This window comes from Streptomyces sp. NPDC048604, from assembly GCF_043199435.1.
Lineage (GTDB): Bacteria > Actinomycetota > Actinomycetes > Streptomycetales > Streptomycetaceae > Streptomyces.
On record NZ_JBICVX010000019.1, the window covers coordinates 77,718 to 104,580 of the forward strand.

A 26,863-nucleotide genomic window follows, 5' to 3' on the forward strand; every position below is an offset into this window, starting at 1 on the left:
CCGACAGCCTCGTGCGCGACCGGGCATCCCGCACACAGCCACATGAACGTTGATCAGTGCCCGCTTAGGACTCCTAACAAGAGTTGTGGGCTTGACCTGGTCAACAACCGGTCACCAACTACCGAGATCAGATGCCCTCTTGGCGGCCGGTGAGGAAATTGTCGAAGGGTGCCGATCCGACACCCCTGCGCATGCGGCCGAGAGGGCCCGGTGGCATGATGAATACGGCAGCCTGTCCAAATACCCCGCGTATACCCTGGCTTATGACCGGGGAGGGCCGCTGCCCATACCTTCTGTCCCGATTTCCAGGAGGAGTCTCATGGGATGGGATATGGACCACCACCCTTATTGGGTGGGAGCCAAGGATACGGTTCCTGTCTGGGTGTTCATCGGTGCGGGTGAGTGGCGCAACACCTCCATCCAAGCACGCCCGATAGGGTCCACGGACCAAATTCAGAAGCCTTTGTTCGTAATGAACCAAGCCGTGCGACTGGAGAGGGTCAACGAGTGGGCTTTCGGGGCAGACGTATACAACCCGAATGACACCTCGGTGCAATTCACAGTGCACGGAATCTAGGAGACGTCATGGCCGCTGACGCACCGGGAAATCCGTCCCTTGCGGTCTTCACGGATGACGAAGGAAACATCTGCGGAGCGGTACTCCTCGGAGAGTCGGGCGACGAAGCGTCCCCGATTCCTGACCCGACGACGGCTCATGGGGGGCTCAGAGTTCGAGAGGTTGCGATCCCTGAAGACCTCCATGAAGAGGAACTCGGGCCGAGTATTTTCGAGGCCTACGAAATCTCCGAGGAACAAGGCGAAGCGACGCTGCGCCGGATTGGCAACACCCCTTAGACCGTGTCTTATTCGGTGAGGCGTCTTTCAACCCGGCGTGCGGCGGGGTACGGGGAGTTGGATTGTTCCGGACGGGTTGTGGGAGATCGCGAAGCCGCTGATCCCGCCGTCGAAGGTGCAACCGCAGGGCGGCGGAACGCAGGACACGCCCGATCTGCCGCACGACTTCCCGTCGTTTAGGCGCGGTTCGGATCCGAACCGCCGGGCGGCCCCCAGCGGGCGGCCTCCAGAACTCCCGTCACGTCGCCGGCCCACCTGAACCGGTCCTGGTCCTTGTCCTGCTCCAGGACGCCGGCGGCCACGAGCTGGAGCAGGATCTCGTGCAGAGTCCGGCCCACCGGGTTGACACTCCAGAAGACCCACTTCAGAGAGGTGAAGCCTTGATGCTCGGCGAAGATGCCGAGCGCCCTTCCCACGTAGTACGCCGCACCATCGGAGTCCGTCCAGCCTGCCAGTTCCTTGGAAAGGTCCATCGGCCGATGGTGCCAGACGCTGTCACGAGCGGCTTCGCCTGACACAGGATTACCCTGAAGGTATGGCAGTGGTGCGGGTCGGCGGCGTCGACGTCGCCTATACGCGGAAGGGGCGGGGGCCGGTCGTGGTCCTCGTTCACGGGGCCGGGATCGACGGGCGGATGTGGCAGCCGCAAGTCGAAGCGCTGGCGGACGAGTTCACGGTGGTGGCCTGGGACGAGCCGGGGTCCGGGCGGTCCGGCGCGCTGCCGGCGGGCTTCGGGCTCGCGGACTTCGCGCGCGCTCTCGCCGCGGTGATCGAGGACGTGGGGCTCGGGCCCGCCCAGGTCGCGGGCCTGTCCTGGGGCGGGACGGTGGTCCTGGAGCTGTACCGGTGGCGGCCGGACCTGGTGCGGTCGCTGCTGATGGTGGACACGTACGCCGGCTGGAAGGGCTCGCTGCCGCCCGAGGAGGTCAGGGCGCGGGTCGAGGGGGCACGGCGGATGCTCGCTGCGCCGCGGGAGGAGTTCGACCCGACACTGCCTGGGCTCTTCGCCGCCGGCCCGCCGGAGCGTTTCGCGGAGCTGCTGGACGCCATGAGCCGGGACGTCCGGCCGGAGTCCATGGCCGCGCAGCTCTCCCTGATGGCCGAGGCCGACGAGACGGACCTGCTGCCCCGGATCACGGCGCCGACCCTTCTCCTGTGGGGCGAGCACGACGCCCGCTCCCCATTGGACGTCGCCCACGCCTTCCAGGAGGCGATCCCGCACGCCGAGCTGGTGGTGATCCCCTCAGTGGGGCACGTGAGCAACCTGGAGGCGCCGGAGGCCTTCACGGCGGCAGTTCGCGCCTTCTGCCGCGCGCACGCCTAGGGTGCTGTGTTCGTTCGGATCATGTGCTCTGAACGTCGGTCTGGTGCGTCGTCGGCTGATGCCCAGGGTGGCGTTCCCTTACCGGGCGGGAACGCCATGGATGGACATGCCCGAGCACCTCGGCCGTGGCGCGGGCGGGCCGGCCCGAGGAGGCACCGTACGCTTTCGTGCCGCAGTGCCCGGCCGCGCTCCCCTCCTCACGGACCATTTAGGATGACGGCCGCGCGTCGGCGTCACCTGCGGTTGACGTCCCGCGTGGTCATGCGGCAGTGAGCCGTCCATCCGGCCATGTGCCGGGTAGATGTCTGTGTACGGGGGAGAGTTCGGTGTTCGGAATCATCAGGCCTTGCCGTCATCGCCTGGGCGAGGGTATGCGTACCGAGTGGATGGCACATCTGTGCGGTCTGTGCCTGGCGTTGCGCAGCGAGTACGGGCAGTTCGCGAGGGTGGCCACCAACTACGACGGCCTGATCGTGTCCGTTCTGACCGAAGCGCAGTCGGAGCGTACCGGCGACTGGCGGCGCGGCGCCGGTCCGTGCCCGCTGCGCGGGATGCGGTCGGCGGACGTGGCGCAGGGCGAGGGCGCGCGACTGGCGGCGACGGTGTCGCTGGTGCTGGCCGCGGCGAAGGTACGCGATCATGTGGCCGACGGCGACGGCCTGTTGGGGCGCCGTCCGGTGAAGGCGGCGGCGCGCCGGATCGCGCGCGGCTGGGACCGTGCGGGCGCCGCCGGCGGCGAACGGCTCGGCTTCGACACCGCGGTGCTGCTCGAGGCGGTGGAGCGCCAGCCGGAGATCGAGCGACTGACCGGTCCTGGTGGCTCACTGCTGACGGTCACGGAGCCCACGGAGACGGCGACCGCCGCCGCCTTCTCTTACACAGCGGTGCTCACCGACCGGCCGGGCAACCTCGAACCGCTGGCGGAGGCCGGCCGTCTGTTCGGGCGGCTGGCTCATCTACTGGACGCGGTGGAGGACCTGGACGCTGACGAGGCGTCCGGCGCGTGGAACCCGATCGCCGTGACCGGCACGGACCGTGCCGAGGTGCGCCGGCTCTGCGACGACGCCGTCCACGGGATCCGACTTGCTCTGTCGGAGGCCGAGTTCGTCGACGGTCGGCTGGTACATGCGCTTTTGGGCGGTGAGTTGGAGCGTGCCGTCGACCGGGTCTTCTCGCCTCGGCATCGTCACCATGAGCACCGCCACCAGGCGCGGGGCCTGCGCATGCTGCCCTGGCTGGGGCGCCGTACGGCGGAGGCAACGCCGGCGCAGACCGGTACCGGCGCGACGTGCGGCGTCGGAGCGCTCGCGGGCGCGGCCCCCGAAGGCGCGGCGCAGGCGTCGGGCCGGCCGCCGGAGGGACAGTGCCGGCGGTGCGGCGAGTGGGGTCGGCTGTGCGGCGATTGCAGGTTGTGCTACAACTGCTGCCGCTGCGACGACGACCCCGGGCAGGATGACGGTGAGCCCGTGCAGTTCGGCGACGGCAACCGCAGCAGCGGCTCGTCGAGCCGGGACGGTTCCGGCAGGGACGGTTCCGGGGGTGACGGATGGTCCGGCGGCCAGGGCGGCGGCAACTCGGGCGGCTCCTCCGGTGGCTCGGGCGGCGATCGTGGTTCCGGGGGCTCGGGTGACGGCTGCTGTGGTGGCGACGGCTGCTGCAATCCGTGCAAGTGCTGCGATTGCTGCGATTGACCGAGCCGGCTGGTAGTTGAGCCAGGCGGTCCGCGCCGTGCCGGACCGCCCGGCTGCGAGGCGGATCCTCCGCTTCTTGCGCAGCGACGCCCGCAGCGACGCGCCCGACGGGCAAGGGCGAAGGTCGGATGCGCGCCGGCCGCCTCCCATGTGCCGTGGAACCAGCCTCGGCTCATGACGGGCACGCCCCGTACGGGGTGACTCTTCGTGCTCGGTATCGCGTCAGCCCGGGCGGTGGCTGAAGGGGGCATCGTCCGGGGTGCGTCGCGCCTCCCGCACCGCCGTACCGCGGCCGTCAGCCCGCCAATCGGTCGGACACCCGCCTCGAACGGGTGAGGTGCGGGCTCCGCCACCCCGCTGCCCGGCTCGCGCTGTCCGATGATCGCAGGCGGTTGACGGACCGCGATACCCAGGGGACCGCGATTCCCAGGGCCGCACCGTCCACCGGAACCCGGCCGGAACCCGGAAAGGCCGCCCATGCGGATCCTGCTCGTCGCCAGCAGCTTCAACAGCCTCACCCAGCGCATCCTGGTCGAGCTGCGCGACCGCGGGCACACCGTTCCCGTAGAGGTCACCCCCGATGGGGCTGCCGTGCGCGAGGCCGTGGCGTGCCACGCGCCTGATCTGGTCGTGGCCCCCATGCTGAAGGCCGTCGTACCCCGCGATGTGTGGACGGCGCACCGTTGCCTGATCGTGCACCCGGGGCCCGTGGGCGACCGGGGCCCGTCCTCGTTGGACCACGCGATCCACGACGGGGTCGAGGAGTGGGGCGTCACCGTCCTCCAGGCCGACGAGGCGATGGACGCGGGCGACGTCTGGGCGTCCGCGACGTTCCGTGTTCCGGAGGTCGGCAAGAGCGATCTGTACCGCAACGAACTGTCCGACGCCGCCGTGGCCGCCGTGCTCCTCGCCGTCGAGAGGGTCGCCGCAGAGGCGACACCGCGGCCGCAGACCGGCGAGATCCGCGCCCGTCCCGCTCTGCGCCAGGAGGAGCGTCGGATCTCGTGGGACGAGGACACCACCGAGACCGTTCTGCGGGCCCTGAGGGCCGCCGACTCGCAGCCCGGTGTACCGGACCGGCTGCTCGGCGCCGAGTGGTTCCTGCACGGCGGTCACCCGGAGGACGGTCTGCGCGGGCGGCCCGGTGCACTGCTGGCCACCCGGGCGGGCGCGGTCTGCCGCGCGACCGTGGACGGCGCGGTGTGGATCCCCGAGATCCGCGCCCGTACCGGCCCCGGCAGGCCGCGTGCCTGCAAGCTCCCCGCCACCGTGGCCCTCGCGGGCCGGTTGCCGGAGCTCCCCGAACTGCCGGCGCCGACCGACCCGGCGCCAGGATGTCGGAGCTGGTCCGACATCCGGTATCGCGAGCAGGGACCGGTCGGCGTGCTGTCCTTCGCGTTCCCCGGTGGGGCGATGAGCACCGACCAGTGCCGTCGCCTGCTGGACGCGTACGAGACCGCCCGGACGCGCCCCACATCCGTCCTGGTACTCGGCGGGCAGCGCGACTTCTTCTCCAACGGCATCCATCTGAACGTCATCGAGGCCGCCGCCGACCCGGCCGTCGAGTCCTGGGCCAACATCAATGCCATGAACGACCTGGTCGAGGCGGTTCTCACCACGACCGACCGCCTCGTCGTGAGCGCGATCGGCGGCAACGCCGCCGCCGGCGGGGTGATGCTCGCCCTCGCCGCCGACGAGGTCTGGTGCCGTTCGGGGTCGGTGCTCAATCCGCACTACCGGCGCATGGGCCTGTACGGATCGGAGTACTGGACCCGCACCCTGCCGGGGAAGGTGGGCGAGGCCCTGGCCGCACGCCTCACCGAAGAGGCCCGCCCGGTGTCCGCGGCGCAATCGCTCGACATGGGGCTGGTCGACCGGGTCGTCGAATGCGGACCGGGGGAGTTCGCCGCCGAGATCACCCGGTTGGCCCTCCACCTGGCAAGCAGTCGCGGACTCCAGCAGCGGATCGCGGCGAAGAAGGCGGAGCACGAGCGCCGGGAGTCCGTCGCTCCCCTTGCGGCCCACCGGGAGCACGAGCTCTCCCGGATGCGGTCGATCTTCGACGATCCCGCCGCGAGCTACCACGCGCTGCGTCGGTCCTTCGTCCGGAAGGAGGCTCTCCGGGCGCCGTCCCCGGACGGCCCAGGTGCGGGCGCGGGCGGATCGGACGACTGTTAATCAAGACCTAGGCCCGAAATGAGGCCTTTGCCCCACCCCTCCTCAGGAGGCGACTCATGAGCGCAGTAAAGGCGGCCCCGGTCGAGGACCAGGGTGCCGCACCCGGCAGCGAAGAGAAGCCGATCCACATTCTCTGGATCAACGCGGGTCTGAGCTGCGACGGCGACTCGGTGGCCCTGACCGCCGCCATGCAGCCCAGCATCGAGGAGATCGCCCTCGCGGGGCTGCCGGGGCTGCCCAGGATCGCGGTCCACTGGCCGCTGATCGACTTCGAGTGCGGTCCGGTGGGCGGCGCAGACACGTTCATCGAGTGGTTCTTCAAGGGGGAGCGGGGCGAGATCGACCCGTTCGTGCTGGTGGTCGAGGGATCGATCCCGAACGAGGCCATCAAGCAGGAGGGCTACTGGTGCGGCTTCGGCGACGACCCGGAGACCGGCCAGCCCATCACCACGAGCGAATGGATCGACCGGCTGGCTCCCAAGGCCCTCGCGGTGGTCGCGATCGGCACCTGCGCCACGTACGGCGGCATCCACGCCATGGCGGGGAACCCGACCGGCGCGATGGGCGTGCCCGACTATCTGGGCTGGGACTGGAAGTCCCAGGCAGGCATCCCCATCGTGTGCGTGCCTGGTTGCCCCATCCAGCCGGACAACTTCGCGGAGACACTGACGTATCTGCTCTACCAGGCGGTCGGCTCCGCGCCCATGATCCCGCTGGACGACAAGCTCCGTCCCACCTGGCTGTTCGGGGCGACCGTGCACGAGGGCTGCGACCGCGCCGGCTACTACGAGCAGGGCGAGTTCGCCTCGACCTACGACTCGCCCAAGTGCCTGGTCAAGCTGGGCTGCTGGGGACCTGTCGTCAAGTGCAACGTCCCCAAGCGCGGCTGGATCAACGGCGTCGGAGGCTGTCCGAACGTCGGCGGCATCTGCATCGCGTGCACCATGCCCGGATTCCCGGACAAGTTCATGCCGTTCATGGACGAACCTCCCGGCGGCAAGGTCTCCAGCACCGCCAGCGGCGTGTACGGCTCCGTCATTCGCCGGCTGCGGAACATCACGGCCAAGACCGTGGACAAGGAGCCGAAGTGGCGGCACACCGGCGAGCGCATCACCACCGGCTACCGGCCGCCCTGGTGACCGTGAGGCAGCCCGCACCCCGCTAGACCCATCCAACCCCCACTGTTCGCGTAGTCGAAGAGCTCACGAAGGGCACCGCAACGACCATGGCATCTCCGGCGAAGACGACGGGTGACGGCTCCGGACTGGTGGAGATGGCCTGGGACCCCATCACCCGGATCGTGGGCAGTCTCGGCATCCACACGAAGATCGATTTCAAGCAGAAGCGCGTCGCGGAGTGCTACAGCACGTCCTCCGTCTTCCGCGGCTACAGCGTCTTCATGCGGGGCAAGGACCCCCGCGACGCGCACTTCATCACCAGCCGCATCTGCGGCATCTGCGGTGACAACCACGCGACCTGCTCCGTGTACGCGCAGAACATGGCGTACGGCGTGAAGCCGCCGCACCTCGGTGAGTGGGTCATCAACCTCGGCGAGTCCGCGGAGTACATGTTCGACCACAACATCTTCCAGGAGAACCTGGTCGGGGTCGACTACTGCGAGAAGATGGTCCGCGAGACCAACCCCGGGGTCCTGGAGCTCGCCGAGCGCACCGAGGCGCCGCACGCCGCCGAGCACGGCTACCGCACCATCGCCGACATCATGCGCTCCCTGAACCCCCTCGAGGGCGAGTTCTACCGCGAGGCGCTGCAGGTCAGCCGCTACACCCGCGAGATGTTCTGTCTGATGGAGGGGCGCCACGTGCACCCCTCCACGCTCTACCCCGGCGGAGTCGGGACGGTCGCTTCCGTGCAGCTGTTCACCGACTACATGAGCCGCCTCATGCGCTACGTGGAGTTCATGAAGCGGGTCGTGCCGCTGCACGACGACCTCTTCGACTTCTTCTACGAGGCGCTGCCCGGCTACGAGGAGGTCGGCCGCCGCCGCGTGCTGCTCGGCTGCTGGGGCGCGCTCAACGACCCCGAGCACTGCGACTTCACCTACGCCAACATGACCGACTGGGGACGGAAGATGTTCGTCACCCCGGGCGTCGTCGTCGACGGCAAGCTGGTGACCAACGACCTCACCGAGATCAACCTCGGCATCCGCATCCTCCTCGGCAGCTCGTACTACGAGGACTGGGAGGGGCAGGAGCAGTTCGTCACCCACGACCCGCTGGGCAACCCGGTCGACCCGCGCCACCCGTGGAACCAGCACACCATCCCGGCCCCGCAGAAGCGGAACTTCGACGACAAGTACAGCTGGGTCATGTCCCCACGCTGGTTCGACGGCAAGGACCACCTCGCCCTGGACACCGGCGGCGGCCCCATCGCGCGCCTCTGGTCCACCGCGCTCTCCGGCCTCGTCGACATCGGATACGTCAAGGCCACCGGGCACAGCGTCGTCATCAACCTGCCCCGCACGATGACCAAGCCGGAGACCACCTTCGAGTGGAAGATCCCGAAGTGGAGCAACGCCCTGGAGCGCAACCGCGCCCGGACCTACTTCCAGGCTTACGCGGCCGCCGTCGCCCTGCACTGCGCCGAAAAGGGCCTGGAGGAGGTCCGCGCCGGACGCACGCAGACGTGGGAGAAGTTCGAGGTGCCGGACGAGTCCATCGGCGTCGGCTTCACCGAGGCCGTACGGGGCGTCCTCTCGCACCACATGGTGATCAGGGACGGCAAGATCGCCAACTACCACCCCTATCCGCCGACGCCGTGGAACGCCTCCACACGGGACACGTTCGGGACCCCCGGTCCGTACGAGGACGCGGTGCAGAACACCCCGATCTTCGAGGAGAACCCTCCCGAGAACTTCAAGGGCATCGACATCATGCGCGCCGTGCGCAGCTTCGACCCCTGCCTGCCGTGCGGCGTCCACATGTACACGGGCAACGGCCGGACCGTGAAGCAGATGCACGTGCCCACCGGCCTGAGCGGTCTGGCCGGATGAGCGCGCCCACCGCCGAGGAGGCGGGCCGCCGCGTCGAGGAGGTCCTGGACCGGCTGGCGGAGAACGGCGACGCCGAGGCCTGCGCGGCGGCGGAGGAAGTCGTACGCGTCCTCATGGAGTTCTACGGCAGCGGCATCGCCCGCGTCGTCGACCTCCTCGGGCGTCCCGCCGCCCGTCCGCCCGCCGCCAGTTCGCCCGCCGACCCCCTGGGCCCGCTGCTCGCGGACGAGCTCGTCGCGAGCCTCCTCAACCTGCACGGACTGCACCCCGAGGACGCGCCGACCCGTATCGACCGCGCCCTGTCGGCCCTGCCGCAGCCCGTGGAGAACGCCGGATTCGACCCGGAGACGGGCGTGCTGCGGCTCCGGGCCACCGCCTCGGCCGGCTGCGGCTGTTCCGGCACCCAGGACTCCGTCCGGCAGGCGGCCGTGGACGCCCTCGCCTGCTTCGCCCCCGAGGTCACGGGCGTGGAGCTGGAGAGCGGCGCCGCGCGCGAACCGGCGCTGCTCCAGATCGGTACCCGACCGGCGCTCGCGGGCGCGGACGGCCGCTCATCGGCCGCCCGGTGAACGGGCCGCCGAACAGCGCCGCGCGGCCCCCGGGGCCCACGGGCCTGCGCCGGTTCACCACCCCCCGTCCGCCCCGCGAGGAGCGCTGCGAACTGTGCGGCGTCCCGCTGGCGGCCGAGGAGCGCCACCCGCATCTCGTCGACACGGACAAGCGGGCGCTGGTCTGCGCCTGCGGCCCGTGCGCGCAGCTCATGGACCGCTCAGCGGCCTCCCCGGGGCGGTTCCGGGCGGTCCCCGGCCGCTTCCTGAGCGACCCGGACCACCGGATCGACGACCGGGCGTGGGAGTCGCTGCGGATCCCGGTCTCGGTGGCCTTCTTCTTCCGCAACTCCGCACTCGACCGGCCGGTGGTGCTCTACCCGAGCCCCGCCGGCGCCACCGAGAGCGAACCGGACGAAGAGGCCTGGCAGTCCGTCCTCGACGCCACTCGGCTCGCCGCCCACCTCGAACCCGACGTCGAAGCCCTGCTGCTGCGCCGCCACGAGGGCCGCACCGAGTGCTTTCTCGTACCGATCGACCTCTGCTACGAACTGGTGGGCCGCATGCGACTGCACTGGCAGGGCTTCGACGGAGGCGCGGAGGCGCGGGCCGACCTCGACGCCCTCTTCACCCACGTCCGCGGCCTGGCCCGCGAGCCGCAGGGGAGCCGGCCGTGACCGAGTTCTCCTTCAGCTGCACCGACGTCCGCGCCGACGCCTACGCGGCCGGACCCACGCTCGTGTTCCGGCTGCGGATCTCCGCCACCGGCGGCACCCGGGTCCACGCCATGGCCCTGCGCTGCCAGATCCGGATCGAGCCCGCCCGGCGCGGCTACGACGACCACGAGGCCGCGGCCCTGGGCGACCTGTTCGGCGAACGCTCCCGCTGGGGCAGCAGTCTCAACCCGGTCCAGTTCGCCCACGCCTCCGTCATGGTGCCCGGCTTCACCGGCGAGATCGAGACCGACCTCGTCGTGCCGTGCACGTACGACACCGACATCGCCGCGTCCCGCTACTTCCGGGCGCTCTCCGACGGCGACGTCCCGCTGCTCCTGCTCTTCTCCGGCACCGCCTTCACCGGCGCCGGAGGCTTCCACGTCGAGCCCGTTCCCTGGGACAAGGAGGTCTCCCACCGCATGCCCGTGAAGGTGTGGCGGGAGATGATCGACCAGCACTTCCCCGGCTGCGGATGGATCCGGCTCCCCGGCGACGCGATGGACGCGCTGCTCGCCTACCGCTCGCGCCGGGCCCTCCCGTCGTGGGAGGCCACCGTCGAGTCCCTGCTCGAAGCGGCGGGGGAGAGGACACGATGACCACCGTCGACTTCACCCCCGGCACCGAGGCGCGGTTCGCCGTCGCCCGGCACGTCGCCGACGCCGTCCTCTTCGAGGGGTACGTCCTCTACCCGTACCGGGCGTCCGCCGCGAAGAACCGGCTCCGCTGGCAGTTCGGGGTCCTGGTGCCGCCGTCCTGGAGCGCCGCCGCCGAGGAGCACGATTTCCAGCTCACCGAGTGCCTCATGGAGCCCAGGACCGGCGCCGAACTCGCCGTGGAGGTCCGCTTCCTGCGCGCCCAGCGGCGTACGGTCGAAGAGCTCCGCGAGGACGGGACCTTCGCGCCGACCGGCGAACTCCGCCTGGCCGATCGGGTCCTGGTGGCCTGGGACGAGGGCGTCGAGGAACGCGTCACCCTCGTCGTCCCCGTCGGCGACCTGCGCGGCGACGGCATCGCCCTGCCCTTCACCCGGCCCGCCGCCGAAGAGGTCGAGGAGGTCGCCGATGCGGAAGGACGCGTCCTCGGTCGACTCGTACGCCGGCGCGAGGAGATCAGCGGCGCCCTGCGGGTCTCGGCAGCCGAACTCGACGGCCCGTACCGTGTCGAGCGCCTCTCGGTCACCGTGGAGAACACCAGCGCCTGGACAGCCGAGCGGGACACCGACCGCCACGCGGCGCTGCCGTACTCCCTCGTCGCCACCCACACCCTGCTCCGCATCGACGGAGGCTCGTTCCTGTCGATGACCGATCCGCCGGAATGGGCCAGGGGCGCCGTCGCCGCCTGCCGCAACCTGCACACCTGGCCCGTCCTGGCCGGCGAACCCGGCCGTGACGACCTGATGCTCTCCTCGCCGATCATCCTCGAGGACCACCCGGCCATCGCGCCCGAGAGCCCCGGGGCCCTCTACGACGCGACCGAGATCGACGAGATCCTCGCCCTGCGCACGGCGGCCCTCACCGACGAGGAGAAACGCGAGGCCAGGGGGACCGACGCCCGCGCGGCGGCGGTGATCGAACTGGCGGACACCATGCCGCCCGAGGTCCTCGAGCGTCTGCACGGAGCGGTACGGAGCCTCCAGAGCGTCACCGGGCCCCCGAAGCCGGCCGGCGACATCCTCGAACCGGATACGCCCTGGTGGGACCCCGGCGGCGACACCGGCGTCGATCCGGGCAGCGACCACGTCCTCGTCGACGGACGCGAAGTCCGCGCGGGCAGCAGGGTCGTCCTGCGCCCACGGCTGCGCCGCACGGACGCCCAGGACCTCTTCCTCGACGGGCGCAGCGCGCTGGTCGAGGCGGTTCTCCACGACGTCGACGGCGGGGTCCACATCGCGGTGACCGTGGAGGACGACCCCGGTGCCGACATCCGCCGCGAACAGGGCCGGTTCCTCTACTTCCAGCCCGACGAGGTCGAAGCCCTGGAGGACTTGTGAACGGCCTCGCGCCCGAACCCCGGGCGCGCCGCACCCTTGTGGCCGGGGTGGGCAACATCTTCCTCTCGGACGACGGCTTCGGCGTGGAGACCCTGCGGCGGCTCACCCGGGAGGAACTCCCCGCCTCCGTCGAGCTCGTCGACGTCGGGGTCCGGGGCGTCCACCTCGCCTACGAACTCCTCGACGGCTGGGACACCCTCGTCCTCGTCGACGTCACCTCTCGCGGCGGAGAACCGGGAACGCTCCATCTGATCGACGCCTCCGAGCCCGGCGACCGCGCCCCCGGTACGGAGCCCGCGCCGCTCGACGGCCACCGGATGACCCCCGACGCCGTCCTCGCCCTGCTCGACACCCTGTGCGCGGGAACCGGCGCCGCGCCGCCACGGCGGATCCTCGTCGTCGGCTGCGAACCGGCCTGCCTCGACGAGGGCATCGGGCTCAGCCCGCAGGTCGCCGCCGCCGTGCCCGAGGCGGTGCGCATGGTGACCGAACTGGTCCGCCAGGAAGCCGTCGTATGAACACCGAAACGGAGAGCACCATGTCCAAGAACGTCGTCGGCACCGCCGCCGCAGTCACCACAGCCCTGGCCGTCGTGGCCGTTGTCGTGGGAGTCCTCCCCGACCTTCGGCGCTACCTGCGCATCACCAGGATGTGACGCCCCATGGTGTCCACGGCGCGACGAGCCTCGGCCCGGCGGGGGCGCGGCTGCACCGAACGGACGACACCGCCGTGCGGTCCCGGCGCGCCGGGCGGGACCCCGTAGCCGCCCGTCCTCTAATGGCGCCCGAGACCCACCCCCGCGCCCAGGACGGAGACCGATGCACGAGATGTCCCTCGCGGTCGCCGTCGTCGACCAGGTCGAGACCGCAGCGAGGTCCCGAGGGGCCCTCGGCGTCCGCAGCATCGAGCTGGACGTGGGCGAGCTGGCCGGCGTCGTCGCCGACGCCCTCGCCTTCAGTTTCGAACTCGCCTGCGCCGGAACCGTCGTCGAGGGCGCCGAGCTGATCACCCGTACCGTCCCGGGCACCGCGCGCTGCGAACCGTGCGCCGAGGTCTGGGCGGTCGGCATGCCGCCGCGACTCCTCTGCCCCCGCTGCGGGTCCGCAGCCGACGAACTCGTCTCCGGCCGCGAACTCCGGATCCGGGAGGTCCGCTGGGCCGATCCAGAGGCGGCGCGCGAAGAACATCGCCAACCGATCACCGAGGAGAGCTGAGCATGTGCCGAGCAGTCGATCTCCAGCGCGCCGTCCTCGCCAAGAACGAGGCCGCGGCACAGATCCTGCGCACCGAACTGACCGCCCGCGGCACCACGGTGGTCAACCTGCTCTCCAGCCCGGGAAGCGGCAAGACCGCCCTGCTGGAGCGTGAACTGCGGCTCGCCGGCGAACGGAACGTCGCCGCCGCCGCGCTCACCGCCGACCTGGCGACCGAGAACGACGCCCGCCGCCTGGCCCGTTCGGGCGCCCCCGTCAAGCAGGTGCTGACCGACGGCCTCTGCCATCTGGAGGCCGACATGGTCGCCCGGCACCTGCACGACTGGCTGCCCGAGTCCACCCGGCTGCTGTTCGTCGAGAACGTCGGCAACCTCGTCTGCCCCGCCGGCTACGACCTGGGCGAGACGCTCCGCGTCGTCCTCGCCTCGGTCACCGAGGGGGAGGACAAGCCGCTCAAGTACCCCACCGCGTTCGGCCTCGCCCAGCTGGTGATCGTCACCAAGACCGACATGGCCGAGGCGGCGGAGTTCGACGAGACCGCCTTCCGCGCCCACGTGGAGCAGGTCAACCCCGGAGTCGAGGTCGTCCTCAGCTCGGTGCGCGACGGCCGGGGCGCCGGAGCACTCCTCGACCGGGCCCTCGCGGCGGCCGAGGGGAACCGTGTCCACACCCCGGTGATGGCCCGGGCCGGCGCGTGACCACGGCGCGACCCGGACCTGCACCCGCACCCGCCACGGCTCCGCGGCGCAGCCGTGTGGTCGTCCGCGGCGTCGTGCAGGGTGTGGGCTTCCGGCCCTTCGTCTACGCGCTCGCCACCGGGCTGCGCCTGTCCGGCCACGTGACCAACACGGCTGACGGCGTCGTCGCGGAGGTCGAGGGAAACCCCGAGGACGTCGCCGCCTTCTGCGCCCGCCTCGCGCCCGACGCCCCGCCTCTGGCCCGCGTGGAGTCCGTCGAGGCGGCCGAGGTGACCGCGAGCGGCGGCAGCGGATTCACGATCGTGCCCTCCCGTCAGGGCGGCGCCGTCCGCACCCTCGTCCCGCCGGACACCGCGACCTGCGACGACTGCCTCGCGGAGCTCGCGGACCCGGCCGACCGGCGGTATCTGCACCCCTTCATCACGTGCACCCACTGCGGCCCGCGCTTCACGATCGTCACGGGTCTGCCGTACGACCGGGGCCACACCACCATGGCCGGCTTCCCGATGTGCCCGGACTGCGCACGCGAGTACGCGGATCCCGCCGACCGGCGTTTCCACGCACAGCCGGTCGCCTGCCCCCGCTGCGGCCCCCGGCTGCGCCTGGTCACCGCACCGGACGGCCGGGCCCCCTCCCGTGCCGATTCGGACGCCGGATACGTCGCTTCCGCCCTCGCCTCCGACCCCGGCGACGACCCGATCGCCGCCGCACGTCGGATGCTCGCCGCCGGTGCGATCCTCGCCGTCAAGGGCCTGGGCGGCTATCACCTGGCCTGCGACGCGACCGACCCCGACGCGGTCGCCGAACTGCGCCGCCGCAAGGCGCGCGGTGACAAACCGTTCGCGATGATGGCCGCGGACCTCGCGGACATCGAGCCCCTCGCGCACATCGGCCCGCTCGAACGCGAACTCCTCACCGGCGCCGTCCGGCCCGTCGTCCTGCTGCGCCGCCGCGACGACGGCCGGCCGCGCCAGGGAGCCGCCCCGGCGCGGGAGGTGGCCCCCGGGAGCCCCGACCTCGGGTTCATGCTCCCGTACACCCCCGTGCACCATCTCCTCCTCGGCCTCGGCGCGACGGACCGGGAAGGACCCCGGCTGCTGGTGATGACCAGCGGCAACCTCTCGGGCGAACCCATCGTCACGGACGACGCGGAGGCACTGACCAGGCTCGCCGGACTGGCGGACGCCTGGCTGCTGCACGACCGGCCGATCCATGTGCCCTGCGACGACTCCGTTGTCCGCGTCTGCGACGGCGAGCAGCTCACGCTGCGCCGCTCCCGGGGCTATGCACCGCTGCCGGTCACGCTGCCCGTCGAGGTCGCCCCCGCCCTCGCCGTCGGAGGGGACCTGAAGAACACCTTCTGCCTCGGCGCCGGACGCCAGGCGTGGCTGTCCGCCCACATCGGCGACATGGACGACGTCGCCACCCAGCTCGCCCTCACCTCCGCCGAGCGGCAGCTCGAGTCCGTCACGGGCGTACGACCCGGTCTGCTTGCCGCGGACCGCCACCCCGCCTACCGGTCCACCCGCTGGGCCCGGGACCGCTCCGCCGGGCGGCCCGTCGTCCCCGTGCAGCACCACCACGCGCACGTCGCGGCGGCGATGGCCGAGAACGGCCTCGACGGCACGGATCCCGTGATCGGCGTCGCCTTCGACGGCACCGGCTACGGTCTCGACGGCGCCGTGTGGGGCGGTGAGTTCCTGCTCGTGGACTACGCCGGGTTCGAGCGGTTCGCGCACCTGGCCTACGTACCCCTGCCGGGCGGCGACGCGGCCGTCCGGCGGCCCTACCGCATGGCTCTGGCCCATCTGCGGGCCGCGGGCTTCCCGTTCGACCCCGCACTCCCCTGCTCGCGCGCCTGCCTGCCCACAGAACTCCCCGTCCTGGAAAGACAGTTGGCCCGCAAGCTGAACTGTGTGCCCACGTCCAGCATGGGGCGCCTGTTCGACGCCGTCTCCTCCCTCGCGGGGATCTGCCACCACGCGGGATACGAGGCGCAGGCCGCGATCGAGCTGGAGGCCGCGGCCCTGCGCGCCCCCGCCGTCGCCGAGGACGGACGCTACGCCTTCCGGCTCGGCCCGCCCCAGGCCGGAGCCGCGCTCACCGCCGACCCCGCGCCCCTGCTGGCGGCGGTGTCCGCCGATGTGCTCGACGGGACGCCCGCGACCGTCGTCGCGGCGCGCTTCCACCGCGCCGTGGCACGGCTGGTCCGTACGGTCTGCGTCGCCGCCCGCGGCGAGACCGGCGTGGAGACCGTGGCGCTGACCGGGGGAGTCTTCGCCAACACGGTGCTCTCCTCGGCCTGCGCCGAAGGACTACGGGAGGACGGCTTCACCGTGCTGCGCCATCGCCTGATCCCGCCGAACGACGGCGGTCTGGCTCTCGGCCAGCTCGTCGTGGCCGCCCGGGTCACGGACGGGGCGGCCCCCGGCACGCCACGACGAGAGCGACAGTGAGGAGACACGCATGTGCCTGGCGGTACCCGGAAAAGTGCTGGACGTCGAGGACCGGGACGGCACCCGGATGGCCACGGTCGACTTCGGCGGCGTGGTCAAGGAGGTGTGCCTGGAGTACCTGCCGGACCTGAAGCCCGGTGAGTACGCCATCGTCCATGTCGGGTTCGCCCTGCAGCGTCTGGACGAGGAGTCGGCCATGAAGACGCTGGAGCTGTTCGAGACCCTCGGCATGCTCCAGGAGGAGTTCGGCGACCCGTGGGAGTCGGCCGCCGAAGCGACGGGAAACGAGCGGCCGGCGCATGAGGGCGTGGCCGGAGAGGTGCGGCCGTGAAGTACATCGACGAGTTCCAGGACCCCGAGCTGGCCCGGCGGCTGCTCGACGAGATCCGGGCGACGGTGACCCGGCCCTGGGCGCTGATGGAGGTCTGCGGCGGCCAGACCCACACCATCATCCGGCACGGCATCGACCAACTGCTCCCACCCGAGGTCGAGTTGATCCACGGACCGGGCTGTCCCGTGTGCGTCACGCCGCTGGAGGTGATCGACAAGGCGCTGGAGATCGCCTCCCGCCCCGGCGTGATCTTCTGCTCGTTCGGGGACATGCTCCGGGTTCCCGGTACGGGCCGCGACCTGTTCCAGGTCCGCGGGCAGGGCGGTGACGTCAGGGTCGTCTACTCGCCGCTCGACGCACTGCGGATCGCCGAGCAGAACCCGGACCGCGAAGTGGTCTTCTTCGGCATCGGCTTCGAGACCACCGCGCCGCCCAACGCGATGACGGTCCACCAGGCGCGCAAGCTCGGCATCCGCAACTTCAGCCTGCTCGTCTCCCACGTCCGGGTGCCCCCGGCGATCGAGGCGATCATGCGCTCCCCGGACTGCCGCGTCCAGGGCTTCCTGGCCGCGGGGCACGTGTGCAGCGTCATGGGTATCGCGGAGTATCCCGAGCTCGCCGAACGCCACCGGGTCCCGATCGTCGTCACCGGGTTCGAACCGCTGGACATCCTCGAAGGCGTACGGCGGACCGTGCTCCAACTGGAGCGCGGGGAGCACACCGTCGACAACGCCTATCCGCGTGCAGTGCTGCCCGAGGGCAACCCCGCCGCCCGGGCGATGCTGGACGACGTCTTCGAGGTCACGGACCGTGCGTGGCGTGGGATCGGCGTCATTCCGGACAGCGGCTGGCGGCTCTCGGAGCGGTACCGCGAACACGACGCCGAGTACCGGTTCTCGGTCGAGGGCATCGACACCCGCGAACCGGCCGAGTGCCGCAGCGGCGAGGTGCTGCAAGGGCTGCTGAAGCCGCACCAGTGCGAGGCCTTCGGCACGACCTGCACGCCCCGCACCCCGCTGGGCGCCACGATGGTCTCCAGCGAGGGCGCCTGCGCCGCGTACTACCTCTACCGACGGCTCGACCTCGGCACCCCGTCGCCGAAGGCCCCGGCGGTCGACTCCCCGGCCCTGGAGGGCAGTTCCGTTGTCTGAGCTCACCCGCGAGACCCCCGAGGCACCGGCGCCCGACATGCTCTCCTGGACGTGCCCCGCCCCGCTGCGCGACCAGCCGCGAGTGGTGATGGGCCACGGCGGAGGCGGCGCCCTCTCCGCCGAACTGGTCGAGCACATCTTCGCGCCCGCCTTCGGTGGCCCCGCGCTCTCGGTCACCACCGACGCCGCGACCGTCGAACTCGGCGGCGCCCGGCTGGCCTTCTCCACCGACTCCTTCGTCGTGCGCCCCCTGTTCTTCCCCGGGGGCAGCATCGGCGACCTGGCCGTCAACGGCACGGTGAACGACCTCGCCATGAGCGGGGCCCGCGCCGCGTATCTCTCCTGCGGCTTCATCCTGGAGGAGGGGGTGGAGACCGGCGTAGTGACCCGTGTGGCGAACGCGCTCGGCGCGGCGGCCCGCGCGGCAGGCGTCCAGGTGGCCACCGGCGACACGAAGGTGGTGGAGGCCGGCCACGGCGACGGCGTCTACATCAACACCTCCGGCATCGGTCTGATCCCGCCCGGCGTCGACCTGCGGCCCCAGCGCGTCGTACCCGGCGACGTGGTGATCGTCAGCGGCCCCGTCGGCGTCCACGGCGTGGCGATCATGAGCGTGCGCGAGGGGCTGGAGTTCGGGGTCGAGATCGAGAGCGACTGCGCGCCGCTCGGCGGCCTGGTCGAGGCGATGCTCGCGGTCACCCCGGACCTGCACGTGCTGCGTGACCCCACGCGCGGGGGCCTCGCGGCCTCGCTCAACGAGATCGCGGCCGCGTCGGGCGCCGGCATCGTCGTCCAGGAGCGGGCCGTGCCCGTCCCCGCCCCCGTGGCCAACGCCTGCGCCGTGCTCGGCCTCGACCCGATGTACGTGGCGAACGAGGGGAAACTGGTGGCCTTCGTCCCGCGTGAGCGGGCCGACGCCGTGCTCGCCGCGATGCGCGCGCATCCGCTGGGCGCGGAAGCGGCCGTGATCGGGGAGGCCGTCGAGGCGCATCCGGGGATGGTGGTCGCCCGTACCGGTCTCGGTGGTACGCGCGTGGTGGACATGCCGCTCGGGGAGCAGCTGCCACGCATCTGCTGAGCGTCAGCCCCGCGTGCCGCGGCGGCGGTCGCGGGCGGTGTCGAGGGTCCATGTGTGAGTGCAGTTCGGGCACTGCAGATGGACCTTCGGCCCCTTGTTGGCTATCAGATAGCGCCAGTGCTCCGAGCAGTTGCGGCGCTCCGCGCAGGGCCCGCAGTCGCGGGCGTCGTCACAGCCCGGGCAGGCGACCCAGGCGCGGCGCGCCCGGTCGGCGTGGGGGTCAATGGGAAGCCGCACGGCCCGGCTCCTCTCCCGGCAGCACACCCGCCGCCACCAGCATGGAGTGGATCCGCAGCTGCTCCTCGTCCAGGCCCGAATAGAGCAGGTCGTACGCGGCCTGCTCCTCCCGCAGCACGGCCACCGGGTCCCAGTCGGCCCCCAGCGCCGCCACCACCTCGGCCCGTCGGCGGGCCTCCTCGAGGGTGAGGTCGATGGTGAAGGTGACGTGGTCGGGATCGGGGGCCTGGTTCATGGGGGTGCCTTCGATGGTGCTTTCGACGGAATCGAACGGAATCCGACACGTCTACCAGAGCGGGCACCGGGCAGGGAAGGGCGGACATCACCTCCCGAGCAGCATGCGCGGGGTGCCCGCGGGGGCGTGAGAGCGGGCCTGCACCGCCATGAAACGGGGCAGGGGAGGGCCCGGGGCCGCGGGAGGCGGCACGTGAGGGATCACCATGCCTCGTCCCGCTGTGGCGCATCTCACCCCGAAGGGGCGGCCAAGGGCCGCTATGCCTTGCTCCACCCCGTTGTGCTCGAGTACGACTCGAGCAGGTCCACCACGAAGACCAGAGTCGAGCCCGCCGGGATCAGCGGCGAGGGCGACTGCTTGCCGTAGCCGAGACGCGGGGGAACGATGATCTCGCGCCGACCGCCGACCTTCATGCCCCTCACCCCCCGGTCCCAGCCTTTGATGACCCTGCCACCGCCCAGGGCGAACTTGAACGGCTCGCCCCGGTCCCAGGAGGCATCGAACTCCTTCCCGGTCTCGAAGGTCACCCCGACGTAGTGAACCCTGACCACCATGCCCGGCTTCGCCTCGGGCCCGTCCCCGACGACCAGGTCCCGGGTGGTCAGCTCGGTGGGAGCGTCACCCTCCGGAACCTCGACCTCGGGCTTCGTCGGTTCACTCATCGCAGCCTCATCACTCTCCGCCGGAAGCCCTCGCACGGACCAGCCGGACACTTGGACACTCCACGCAGCAGGTGATCACGCTACCGAGAAGGCCGGTCCCCGGAACACGTCGACCCGGCGGAGCACGGTGCTCAGCCGGCATTGCGCCGGCGTGTGCACCCTGCCGCAAGCGTCCGACCCGGGATGCGAAACGATGGCCCGATGAACGCACAACGGGGAAGCACAGCAGAGGAATCCATCGGCGACCTCGCCCGGCGACTCGTCGCGGCAGACACCGACGGCTGGACGCCGGAGGGCGTGAAGGCTGCGGCGGCCGAACTCGAGTGGGCTTGGGGCGGCACGTCGGACGCTCCTGTCCTGATGACTGGCCGGTCCTCGGGCGACGCTCGCCTGCGCCCGGTCGGCACCTACGAGGAGCGTTACGTCGACGGCGAGTCGTACGTGGAGCTCGCGGTTCCGGTGGCGGCCCCCGGGCCGGACGCCACAGCGCAGGCGGCCGCCTTCCGCGCCGCGAAGGAGGAGGTGACCGCCGCACTCGGCAAGCCGTCCATCCTGGGCTCGCACGGCGACATGGGCCCCTTCTACGACAGCGAGCCGCTCTGGGGCGCCCCCTTCCTGCGCTGGCGCGGCAGGCCGGACACGCTCGAACTGCGCGCCGGGAAGTCGGGGCCGGAGCTGGTCCTGCAGCCCACCGGCCCGGCGGAGAACTGGTTCTGGCGTCAGGGCATCGGCGAGGAGAACGCGATCAGCGGCTTCTTCGGCAGCAACCGTGATCAGGCCAACGTCGGCCTCGGCTTCCCGGGCGGTTGGACCGCCCGCAGCTGGGAGACCGTCACCCGGTCGCTGGGAGAATTCCTGGGAGCGCTGCCCGCCGAGACCACCGCCCTGGGCGTCAGGATCGGGATGCCGTTCTACGGGCGCAACGGCCAGAGCGCGCCCCTCCTTTTCGACGTGGCGTGCGGCGACCGGCTCTCGATCGCCTGCTTCGCCCCCGACGACGTCGATTTGGCCGCACTCGGCTGGGGCACGGTCGCCGAACACCCGCACACGGCTTCGGTCTTCGGCGACGACGATCCGGTCTGGCGCGTGGACGCGGGCGGCCCCGGCGAGCCGAAGGGCCACGCTCTCGCCGAGATGCTCGTGGCCACGGCCAGGGCGGCGGGCGCGAGCGAACCCACCGACCTGATCATCGGCGGCGAGGCGGGGTACGTGGACGGCTATCACGTCACCTACTACGGGCTGGGCCTGCCGACCGGCTGACCGTCTCCCCACGCAGCAGCCCCGCTACGAGGATTACTGCCCACCGATGCCCTGGCGGTCGGGCCGTCGCGCGATGGCCCGGCGGGCCGGGTCGGTGAACTCGCGATCGATCGACTCCTGCAGCAGGCTGATCTCCGCGCGCACAGCGGTGTGCTGAGCCGGCGGCAGGGTGTCGAGCAGGCCCTCGAGCATGGCGTGGAGCCGGCGGCAGATCTGCACGGACGACCCTCCGTACTCGCGGATCTCACATACCGCGAGCTGAAGGAAGTTCTCCCAGTCCCGCCCCGGGAGCACGAGCCGGGCGTGCTGGTGGCGATCGGCCAGCACGTAACGGCCGGAGAGGCGCGCGCTGCCGACCTTGTGCAGGAAGGACTCGATGTAGTTGAGCACCTGCACCGCGGTCGTAGGGTCGTTCACCGCGGGGGAAAGGGCCCTGATGGCGATGTCGACGAGGACTCTCAGCGCGAACGCGGGGTCCTGCTCGATGGTGCGCTCGGCCCCGAGGGCGACGAGCCCGGTCACCCGGTCCGGGTCCGGTTTCGACGTACCCCCGTGGACCTCGATGAGGACACTGCCGGGCGGTACGAAGTCGCCGATCAGCCGGGTCACGACGAAGACGCAGTCGTGGCGCTCCGCCTCCGCGACCAGCCCGGCCACGTTGAACGCCTGGATGGCGCCCCCTCGTCCGGTACGCAGGCGCATCACCGGACCGTCGGACGACACGGTTCCGTCTCCGCGTGGTGCCGCGTCCCGGATCGCCGCGGCGCTGCTCGTGAAGACGGCCTCTCCCATGCGGGTGACCAGCTCGGCGATGGCGACCGGCCGGAGGCTGTGGGTGAACCTGTTCAGATAGATGAGCAGGAGCACGAGGCTGACGGCCACGGCGACGCCGGCCAGGGTGACGCCGAGATCGGGGACGGAGTCGGTTTCGACGCTGCGCAGCAGGGAGAACGCGAACGCGAACGTCCCGGTGAAGGTCGCCAGCACCGCCTTCTGCAGCCGGTCCCGGTACCACAGGCGCATATAGCGAGGGGAGAGGGTTCCCGTCGCCTGCTGCACGACGAGTACGCCGATGGTGACGACGAATCCGAGCAAAGCCACCATCGCCCCCACGATGGCGGCGAGCACGCCGCTCGCTGTCGTCGCGGAGTAGTGCCAGCCGGTCGGCCAGTCCGCGTTGTCGGCGGTGTGCGCGATCTCGGCGAGCAGGGCGCCGACGACGAGCCCGAACGACGGCACGATCCACAGGCTTGCCTTGACGTATTGCCGCAGCCTGAACCTGGCCGCCCAGGACGTCAGGACACCCACGTCACGCCTCCTTCGCCCGGAGGAGTCCGGTGCTCATGGGGCACACGAGACCGCGGGCTCCCTGCGCGGGAGCGCCGCCACCTCACGGTAGAGCCCTTCCCGGAGCGGCGCAGCGGCAGAGTTCCGCCGTCGCCCGGTGCGATTCGCTCGCCAGGACGGGACGACACCGTCGGCCTAAGCTGGCCGAATGGCGCCCGCACCACCTCGGGCGCTGTGTCACGGTGCCCGATCGTTGTCTACCGGGGGCCGAAAGGGGCTCAAGATGGACGACTACCCTCTGATCGAGAACCACGGCCTGATCGGTGACCTGCAGACCGCGGCCCTCGTGACGACCGATGCGACGATCGACTGGTTCTGCTGTCCGCGCTTCGATTCGCCCAGCATCTTCGGCGCGCTGCTCGACCGTCGGAAGGGCGGCCACTTCACCGTAAGACCGGCCGCGGAGGCCTACACGACGAAGCAGCTCTACCACCCGGACACCGCCGTTCTGGTGACGCGCTTCATGACGGAGGCCGGGGCGGGCGAGGTGGTCGACTTCATGCCGGTCACCGGCACGACGGCGACGGACCGGCACCGTCTGGTCCGCATGCTGCGCTGTGTGCGGGGCAGCATGACGTTCGAAGGGGAGATCGCCCCGCGCTTCGACTACGGCCGCAAGCCGCACGAGCTGCACCTCTCGGAGCACGGAGCCCTGTTCACCTCCGAGGAGATGGAGCTCGCCGTCCACCCCGTCCGTGAACCGCAGGACGAGCGGCTGCTGACGATCCTCTCGGGCGACAAGGACCTGCGCTTCAGCCTGACCCTGCAGGCGGGGCAGCAGCGCGGTCTGATCATCGAGTCGTCCCCGGACGGGCAGCCGCACGTGGTCCGCGTGGCGGAGTTCCAGCAGCTGTTCGACGAGACCGTCCGCTTCTGGCGCTCCTGGCTGGGCCAGTCCACCTACTCGGGCCGTTGGCGGGAGGCGGTGGAACGGTCGGCCGTGACGCTGAAGCTCATGACCTACGCGCCGACCGGCGCCCTGGTCGCCGCCCCCACGGCGGCTCTGCCCGAGCAGTTGGGCGGGGAACGCAACTGGGACTACCGCTTCACCTGGATCCGTGATGCGTCGTTCTCGGTGTACGCGCTGCTGGGCCTGGGGTTCAAGGAGGAGGCGACGGCGTTCATCAGTTGGCTGCACGACCGGGTGAAGGAGAAGGCCGGCCAAGAGAACGGCGCCGGGACCGGGCCGCTGAACATCATGTACCGGGTCGACGGCTCCTCCGACCTCGTCGAGGAGACCCTGGAACACTGGGAGGGGTACTGCGGCTCCGCTCCCGTCCGCATCGGCAACGGAGCGGCGACCCAGCTGCAGCTCGACATCTACGGCGAGGCGCTCGACAGCATCTACTTCGCGCACCGGCACGGCATGCACCTCGACACCGGGGGCTGGAAGGCGCTGCACACTCTGCTCGACTGGCTGGTCGACCACTGGGACCAGCCCGGAGAAGGGCTGTGGGAGACCCGAGGCGGCCGGAAGGACTTCACGTACGGCCGGGTGATGTCCTGGGTGGCCTTCGACCGGGCCCTCCGGATCGCCTTCGACGACGGGCGTCCCGCGGCCGGTGGCCGCTGGGTGGACGCGCGCGACGAGATCTACGCGCAGGTGCTCGACCGGGGATGGGACCCGCAGAAGCAGGCCTTCGTACAGCATTACGGCGACGACGTCCTCGACTCGTCCCTGCTGCGCATGCCCACGGTCGGGTTCATCACCCCGGACGATCCGAAGTGGAAGTCCACCTTGGACGCGATGGAGCGTGAGCTGGTCAGCGACAGCCTGGTCTACCGCTACAACCCCGAGGCGTCCCCCGACGGACTGCGCGGTTCCGAGGGAACCTTCTCCCTGTGCACGTTCATGTACGTCGACGCCCTGGCGCGGGCCGGACGCACCGACATGGCCAGGCTGGTGCTGGAGAAGATGCTCTCGTACGCCAACCACCTGGGCCTGTACTCGGAGGAGATCGGCCTGACGGGGCGACAGCTGGGCAACTTCCCTCAGGCGTTCACCCACTTGGCGCTGATCGACGCGGCGATCACCCTGGACGCGAAGCTCAATGACGCGCCCCGGGGCGGGAGGTAGCCGCACGGAGCCCGCGTGCGAGGTTCACTCTCCGGCCTCCGTCGGAACAGAACCGAGCAGGACGACCGTGTCCCCCTTCTGCGGGGCGGTTCCCTCCCGCTCGGTGACCGGGTCCAGCCGGTGGTCGGCCCGCACCACGAACAGAGTGTCGTGCTCCGCCGGCACCGGGGCGGAGGCGGGCTGCACCACGAACCGCGCACCCCGCTCGTAGCGTTCCGCCAGGACGTGACGGACGAGGGAACGGCCGAAGAGGAGGTCGCCGCCGGTGTACGGAGCGACCACTCCATGGCTGTCGTGCGGCGGCCCGACCCGATAAACGGGCCCTTCGACGTTGTCCTGCATCACGAGCGAGGCGAGCGCGTTGAAATCGTCGTCGTCGGTGGCCAGGAACACGGCCGTCACTCCCTCCAGCCGTGCTCCGGGATTGATGGCCGTGGCCAACAGGTCGCCGGTGGCCAGGTCGATCCCCATCCCCTCGATCCGCTGCCGCTCCTCGTCGAGCCCCGCCCACATCAGTACGTCCAGTCCCGCGGACCGCAGCGCTCGTCCCAGGTCGACCACCCACGGCGCCCCGCCCACCAGGAGGATGCGCCTGCCCGCCGGTTTGACGACGCCCAGCCGTCTGGCCACGGGCGACGCCGTCAGCGAGTACAGCAGCACGGTTCCCACGATCACCAGAAACGTGACGGGCAGGATCCTGTCGGCCCCGCTGATCCCCCGGTCGACCAGGCTGGCGGAGAACGCTGATGCCGTGGCCGCCGCGACGATGCCGCGCGGGTCCATCCATCCGATGAAAGCCCGCTCCCCTCGGGCCAGCCCCGAGCGTGCCGTCGCGGCGAGGGCTACGAGAGGCCGCACCGCCAGGACGAGGATCGCGAGGAGAGCCAGCGCGGGAAGGAGCACCGGCACCAGGGACGCCGGGGTGACGGTGGAAGAGATGGAGACGAACAGGAGCCCGATGATCAGCTGTACCAGGGTCTCGAAGAAGGGACGCCGAGCGGGCATGTCGAACCCGCGGATGTTGGCGACGGCCAGTCCCGTGACGATCGCGGCGATGAGCCCCGTGTCGTCCCGCACGATGTCACAGCCCGCGGACACGCCGATCACCGTGGCCAGTTGGGCCAGCGTGCCCAGGGTCTCGCCGAGTCGCAGGGTGCGCAGGGCGAACCACAGCAGGGCGGTTCCCACGGCCCCGCCGACGAGCCCGACAGCCATGCTGATGCCGAACTGGCCCAGCTGGTATCCGCGGCCGATGTCGACTCGGTCCGTCGTGGCGATGGCGTGGAAGGTGAGCGCGCCGAGAATGCCGCCGATCGGGTCGGTCAGCGTCCCCTCCCAGATGAGGATGCGTCGCACCTTGTCCGTCGGCCGTACGAAGTCGAGCAGCGGACCCACGACGGTGGGACCGGAGACGACGAGGATCACGCCGAGCATCGCGGCCACGCGCAGCGGCATGTCGAACAGCGCCGGTGCCGCCGACATGACGACAAGCGACGTGAGCAGTACCCCGTACACCAGCAGCCGTCCCACGATCGCCCGGGTGTGGCCGGTGAGCTTGCGCAGGTCGAGTCCCAGGCCGGCGTCGTAGAGGATCACCGCGACGGAGAGGGACACCAGGCCGGAGAACGTCGGTCCCAGCAACCGGTCCGGATGAATGACATCGGTGATCGCGCCGGCGGCGAACCCGACCGGCAGCAGGATGATCAGGGCCGGGAGGCGCAGCTTGCTCGCCAGGATCTGCGAGGCGGTGGCGAGCACCACCGTCAGGGAGAGTCCGAGAAGGATCTCGTCGTCGGTCACAGTGG

26 protein-coding genes and 1 pseudogene are annotated in these 26,863 nt (G+C 71.1%); 21 read left to right on the plus strand and 6 right to left on the minus strand.

Features of this window, described 5'->3' with window-relative positions; translation table 11 throughout:
• Positions 1-585 precede the first annotated feature (585 nt).
• On the plus strand, positions 586-855 hold the full coding sequence (locus ACGFMM_RS30995) for a hypothetical protein (protein ID WP_393649795.1): 270 nt from the start codon (positions 586-588) through the stop codon (positions 853-855).
• Between the two features lie 37 nt (positions 856-892).
• Positions 893-1,009 (plus strand): annotated as a pseudogene (locus tag ACGFMM_RS31000) (IS5/IS1182 family transposase); the annotation flags it as partial.
• 22 nt (positions 1,010-1,031) lie between these two features.
• On the opposite strand, the gene ACGFMM_RS31005 reads toward ACGFMM_RS31000, so the two are convergent.
• On the minus strand, positions 1,032-1,328 hold the full coding sequence (locus tag ACGFMM_RS31005; RefSeq protein ID WP_393649796.1) for a hypothetical protein: 297 nt from the start codon (positions 1,326-1,328) through the stop codon (positions 1,032-1,034).
• A gap of 62 nt (positions 1,329-1,390) precedes the next feature.
• Here ACGFMM_RS31005 and ACGFMM_RS31010 point away from each other — a divergent pair, with 62 nt between their 5' ends.
• From ACGFMM_RS31010 to hypE, 17 genes are all read left to right on the plus strand, one after another.
• Entirely contained in the window at positions 1,391-2,179 is a 789-nt protein-coding gene (locus tag ACGFMM_RS31010) for an alpha/beta fold hydrolase (RefSeq protein WP_393649797.1), read from the plus strand.
• A gap of 326 nt (positions 2,180-2,505) precedes the next feature.
• The gene (locus ACGFMM_RS31015) at positions 2,506-3,870 is read left to right on the plus strand and encodes a DUF5685 family protein (protein WP_393649798.1); all 1,365 of its coding nucleotides are present in this window, start codon (positions 2,506-2,508) and stop codon (positions 3,868-3,870) included.
• Positions 3,871-4,347: 477 nt separating this feature from the next.
• Entirely contained in the window at positions 4,348-6,048 is a 1,701-nt protein-coding gene (locus tag ACGFMM_RS31020) for a hydrogenase maturation protein (RefSeq protein WP_393649799.1), read from the plus strand.
• A 56-nt stretch (positions 6,049-6,104) separates the two neighbouring features.
• Positions 6,105-7,187 carry a hydrogenase expression protein HypE gene (locus tag ACGFMM_RS31025; protein ID WP_393649800.1) on the plus strand — a complete coding sequence of 361 codons (1,083 nt, stop codon included), beginning with the start codon at positions 6,105-6,107 and terminating at the stop codon, positions 7,185-7,187.
• Between the two features lie 86 nt (positions 7,188-7,273).
• Entirely contained in the window at positions 7,274-9,058 is a 1,785-nt protein-coding gene (locus tag ACGFMM_RS31030) for a nickel-dependent hydrogenase large subunit (protein WP_393649801.1), read from the plus strand.
• Complete coding sequence (locus ACGFMM_RS31035) at positions 9,055-9,627, plus strand: hypothetical protein (RefSeq protein ID WP_393649802.1); 573 nt, start codon at positions 9,055-9,057, stop codon at positions 9,625-9,627. The genes ACGFMM_RS31030 and ACGFMM_RS31035 overlap by 4 nt, the downstream gene beginning before the upstream one ends.
• Complete coding sequence (locus ACGFMM_RS31040) at positions 9,624-10,283, plus strand: DUF5947 family protein (protein ID WP_393649803.1); 660 nt, start codon at positions 9,624-9,626, stop codon at positions 10,281-10,283. The genes ACGFMM_RS31035 and ACGFMM_RS31040 overlap by 4 nt, the downstream gene beginning before the upstream one ends.
• A complete protein-coding gene (locus tag ACGFMM_RS31045; protein ID WP_393649804.1) occupies positions 10,280-10,918 on the plus strand; it encodes a DUF6084 family protein in 639 nt (212 codons plus the stop codon). The genes ACGFMM_RS31040 and ACGFMM_RS31045 overlap by 4 nt, the downstream gene beginning before the upstream one ends.
• Positions 10,915-12,312 (plus strand): hypothetical protein, encoded by a 1,398-nt coding sequence (locus tag ACGFMM_RS31050; RefSeq protein ID WP_393649805.1) that lies wholly within the window; start codon positions 10,915-10,917, stop codon positions 12,310-12,312. Before ACGFMM_RS31045 ends, ACGFMM_RS31050 begins: the two co-directional genes overlap by 4 nt.
• Complete coding sequence (locus tag ACGFMM_RS31055; RefSeq protein ID WP_393649806.1) at positions 12,309-12,830, plus strand: hydrogenase maturation protease; 522 nt, start codon at positions 12,309-12,311, stop codon at positions 12,828-12,830. The genes ACGFMM_RS31050 and ACGFMM_RS31055 overlap by 4 nt, the downstream gene beginning before the upstream one ends.
• Positions 12,827-12,967, plus strand: coding sequence for a DUF6893 family small protein (locus ACGFMM_RS31060; protein WP_393649807.1), 141 nt, complete (start codon positions 12,827-12,829; stop codon positions 12,965-12,967). Before ACGFMM_RS31055 ends, ACGFMM_RS31060 begins: the two co-directional genes overlap by 4 nt.
• Before the next feature lie 163 nt (positions 12,968-13,130).
• Entirely contained in the window at positions 13,131-13,526 is a 396-nt protein-coding gene (locus ACGFMM_RS31065) for a hydrogenase maturation nickel metallochaperone HypA (protein ID WP_393649808.1), read from the plus strand.
• Between the two features lie 2 nt (positions 13,527-13,528).
• Positions 13,529-14,224, plus strand: a complete 696-nt coding sequence (hypB, locus tag ACGFMM_RS31070; protein ID WP_393649809.1) for a hydrogenase nickel incorporation protein HypB — start codon at positions 13,529-13,531, stop codon at positions 14,222-14,224.
• A complete protein-coding gene (gene hypF / locus ACGFMM_RS31075; RefSeq protein ID WP_393649810.1) occupies positions 14,221-16,680 on the plus strand; it encodes a carbamoyltransferase HypF in 2,460 nt (819 codons plus the stop codon). Before hypB ends, hypF begins: the two co-directional genes overlap by 4 nt.
• Before the next feature lie 10 nt (positions 16,681-16,690).
• Positions 16,691-17,011, plus strand: coding sequence for a HypC/HybG/HupF family hydrogenase formation chaperone (locus ACGFMM_RS31080; protein ID WP_393649811.1), 321 nt, complete (start codon positions 16,691-16,693; stop codon positions 17,009-17,011).
• Positions 17,008-18,162: a hydrogenase formation protein HypD gene (gene hypD, locus ACGFMM_RS31085; RefSeq protein ID WP_393649812.1), complete on the plus strand. Its 1,155-nt coding sequence runs from the start codon at positions 17,008-17,010 to the stop codon at positions 18,160-18,162. The genes ACGFMM_RS31080 and hypD overlap by 4 nt, the downstream gene beginning before the upstream one ends.
• 37 nt (positions 18,163-18,199) lie before the next feature.
• Complete coding sequence (gene hypE, locus ACGFMM_RS31090; RefSeq protein ID WP_393649860.1) at positions 18,200-19,240, plus strand: hydrogenase expression/formation protein HypE; 1,041 nt, start codon at positions 18,200-18,202, stop codon at positions 19,238-19,240.
• Between the two features lie 3 nt (positions 19,241-19,243).
• Here the strand turns inward: hypE and ACGFMM_RS31095 are convergent, their stop codons facing one another.
• The 3 genes from ACGFMM_RS31095 to ACGFMM_RS31105 all read right to left on the minus strand — a co-directional run bounded on the left by ACGFMM_RS31095 (position 19,244) and on the right by ACGFMM_RS31105 (position 20,374).
• Complete coding sequence (locus ACGFMM_RS31095) at positions 19,244-19,477, minus strand: hypothetical protein (RefSeq protein WP_393649813.1); 234 nt, start codon at positions 19,475-19,477, stop codon at positions 19,244-19,246.
• Positions 19,461-19,712 (minus strand): DUF6400 family protein, encoded by a 252-nt coding sequence (locus ACGFMM_RS31100; protein WP_393649814.1) that lies wholly within the window; start codon positions 19,710-19,712, stop codon positions 19,461-19,463. The genes ACGFMM_RS31095 and ACGFMM_RS31100 overlap by 17 nt, the downstream gene beginning before the upstream one ends.
• Before the next feature lie 257 nt (positions 19,713-19,969).
• Positions 19,970-20,374, minus strand: coding sequence for an FKBP-type peptidyl-prolyl cis-trans isomerase (locus ACGFMM_RS31105; protein ID WP_393649815.1), 405 nt, complete (start codon positions 20,372-20,374; stop codon positions 19,970-19,972).
• A gap of 201 nt (positions 20,375-20,575) precedes the next feature.
• Between ACGFMM_RS31105 and ACGFMM_RS31110 the strand changes: the two genes are divergently transcribed.
• Complete coding sequence (locus ACGFMM_RS31110) at positions 20,576-21,634, plus strand: hypothetical protein (protein WP_393649816.1); 1,059 nt, start codon at positions 20,576-20,578, stop codon at positions 21,632-21,634.
• A gap of 33 nt (positions 21,635-21,667) precedes the next feature.
• Here ACGFMM_RS31110 and ACGFMM_RS31115 read toward each other — a convergent pair whose 3' ends face one another.
• Positions 21,668-22,942: a DUF2254 domain-containing protein gene (locus tag ACGFMM_RS31115; protein WP_393649817.1), complete on the minus strand. Its 1,275-nt coding sequence runs from the start codon at positions 22,940-22,942 to the stop codon at positions 21,668-21,670.
• A gap of 262 nt (positions 22,943-23,204) precedes the next feature.
• Here ACGFMM_RS31115 and ACGFMM_RS31120 point away from each other — a divergent pair, with 262 nt between their 5' ends.
• Positions 23,205-25,058, plus strand: coding sequence for a glycoside hydrolase family 15 protein (locus tag ACGFMM_RS31120; RefSeq protein ID WP_393649818.1), 1,854 nt, complete (start codon positions 23,205-23,207; stop codon positions 25,056-25,058).
• Between the two features lie 24 nt (positions 25,059-25,082).
• Here the strand turns inward: ACGFMM_RS31120 and ACGFMM_RS31125 are convergent, their stop codons facing one another.
• Positions 25,083-26,858 carry a cation:proton antiporter gene (locus ACGFMM_RS31125; RefSeq protein ID WP_393649819.1) on the minus strand — a complete coding sequence of 592 codons (1,776 nt, stop codon included), beginning with the start codon at positions 26,856-26,858 and terminating at the stop codon, positions 25,083-25,085.
• Positions 26,859-26,863: the final 5 nt, after the last annotated feature.

Bases quoted from the DNA above. Each gene is read 5' to 3' on its own strand.
- ACGFMM_RS30995 (WP_393649795.1), top strand. From the start codon at position 586: ATGGCCGCTGACGCACCGGGAAATCCGTCCCTTGCGGTCTTCACGGAT.
- ACGFMM_RS31005 (WP_393649796.1), bottom strand. From the start codon at position 1,328: ATGGACCTTTCCAAGGAACTGGCAGGCTGGACGGACTCCGATGGTGCG.
- ACGFMM_RS31010 (WP_393649797.1), top strand. From the start codon at position 1,391: ATGGCAGTGGTGCGGGTCGGCGGCGTCGACGTCGCCTATACGCGGAAG.
- ACGFMM_RS31020 (WP_393649799.1), top strand. From the start codon at position 4,348: ATGCGGATCCTGCTCGTCGCCAGCAGCTTCAACAGCCTCACCCAGCGC.
- ACGFMM_RS31025 (WP_393649800.1), top strand. From the start codon at position 6,105: ATGAGCGCAGTAAAGGCGGCCCCGGTCGAGGACCAGGGTGCCGCACCC.
- ACGFMM_RS31030 (WP_393649801.1), top strand. From the start codon at position 7,274: ATGGCATCTCCGGCGAAGACGACGGGTGACGGCTCCGGACTGGTGGAG.
- ACGFMM_RS31035 (WP_393649802.1), top strand. From the start codon at position 9,055: ATGAGCGCGCCCACCGCCGAGGAGGCGGGCCGCCGCGTCGAGGAGGTC.
- ACGFMM_RS31050 (WP_393649805.1), top strand. From the start codon at position 10,915: ATGACCACCGTCGACTTCACCCCCGGCACCGAGGCGCGGTTCGCCGTC.
- ACGFMM_RS31060 (WP_393649807.1), top strand. From the start codon at position 12,827: ATGAACACCGAAACGGAGAGCACCATGTCCAAGAACGTCGTCGGCACC.
- ACGFMM_RS31065 (WP_393649808.1), top strand. From the start codon at position 13,131: ATGCACGAGATGTCCCTCGCGGTCGCCGTCGTCGACCAGGTCGAGACC.
- hypB (WP_393649809.1), top strand. From the start codon at position 13,529: ATGTGCCGAGCAGTCGATCTCCAGCGCGCCGTCCTCGCCAAGAACGAG.
- ACGFMM_RS31080 (WP_393649811.1), top strand. From the start codon at position 16,691: ATGTGCCTGGCGGTACCCGGAAAAGTGCTGGACGTCGAGGACCGGGAC.
- hypE (WP_393649860.1), top strand. From the start codon at position 18,200: ATGCTCTCCTGGACGTGCCCCGCCCCGCTGCGCGACCAGCCGCGAGTG.
- ACGFMM_RS31100 (WP_393649814.1), bottom strand. From the start codon at position 19,712: ATGAACCAGGCCCCCGATCCCGACCACGTCACCTTCACCATCGACCTC.
- ACGFMM_RS31105 (WP_393649815.1), bottom strand. From the start codon at position 20,374: ATGAGTGAACCGACGAAGCCCGAGGTCGAGGTTCCGGAGGGTGACGCT.
- ACGFMM_RS31110 (WP_393649816.1), top strand. From the start codon at position 20,576: ATGAACGCACAACGGGGAAGCACAGCAGAGGAATCCATCGGCGACCTC.
- ACGFMM_RS31120 (WP_393649818.1), top strand. From the start codon at position 23,205: ATGGACGACTACCCTCTGATCGAGAACCACGGCCTGATCGGTGACCTG.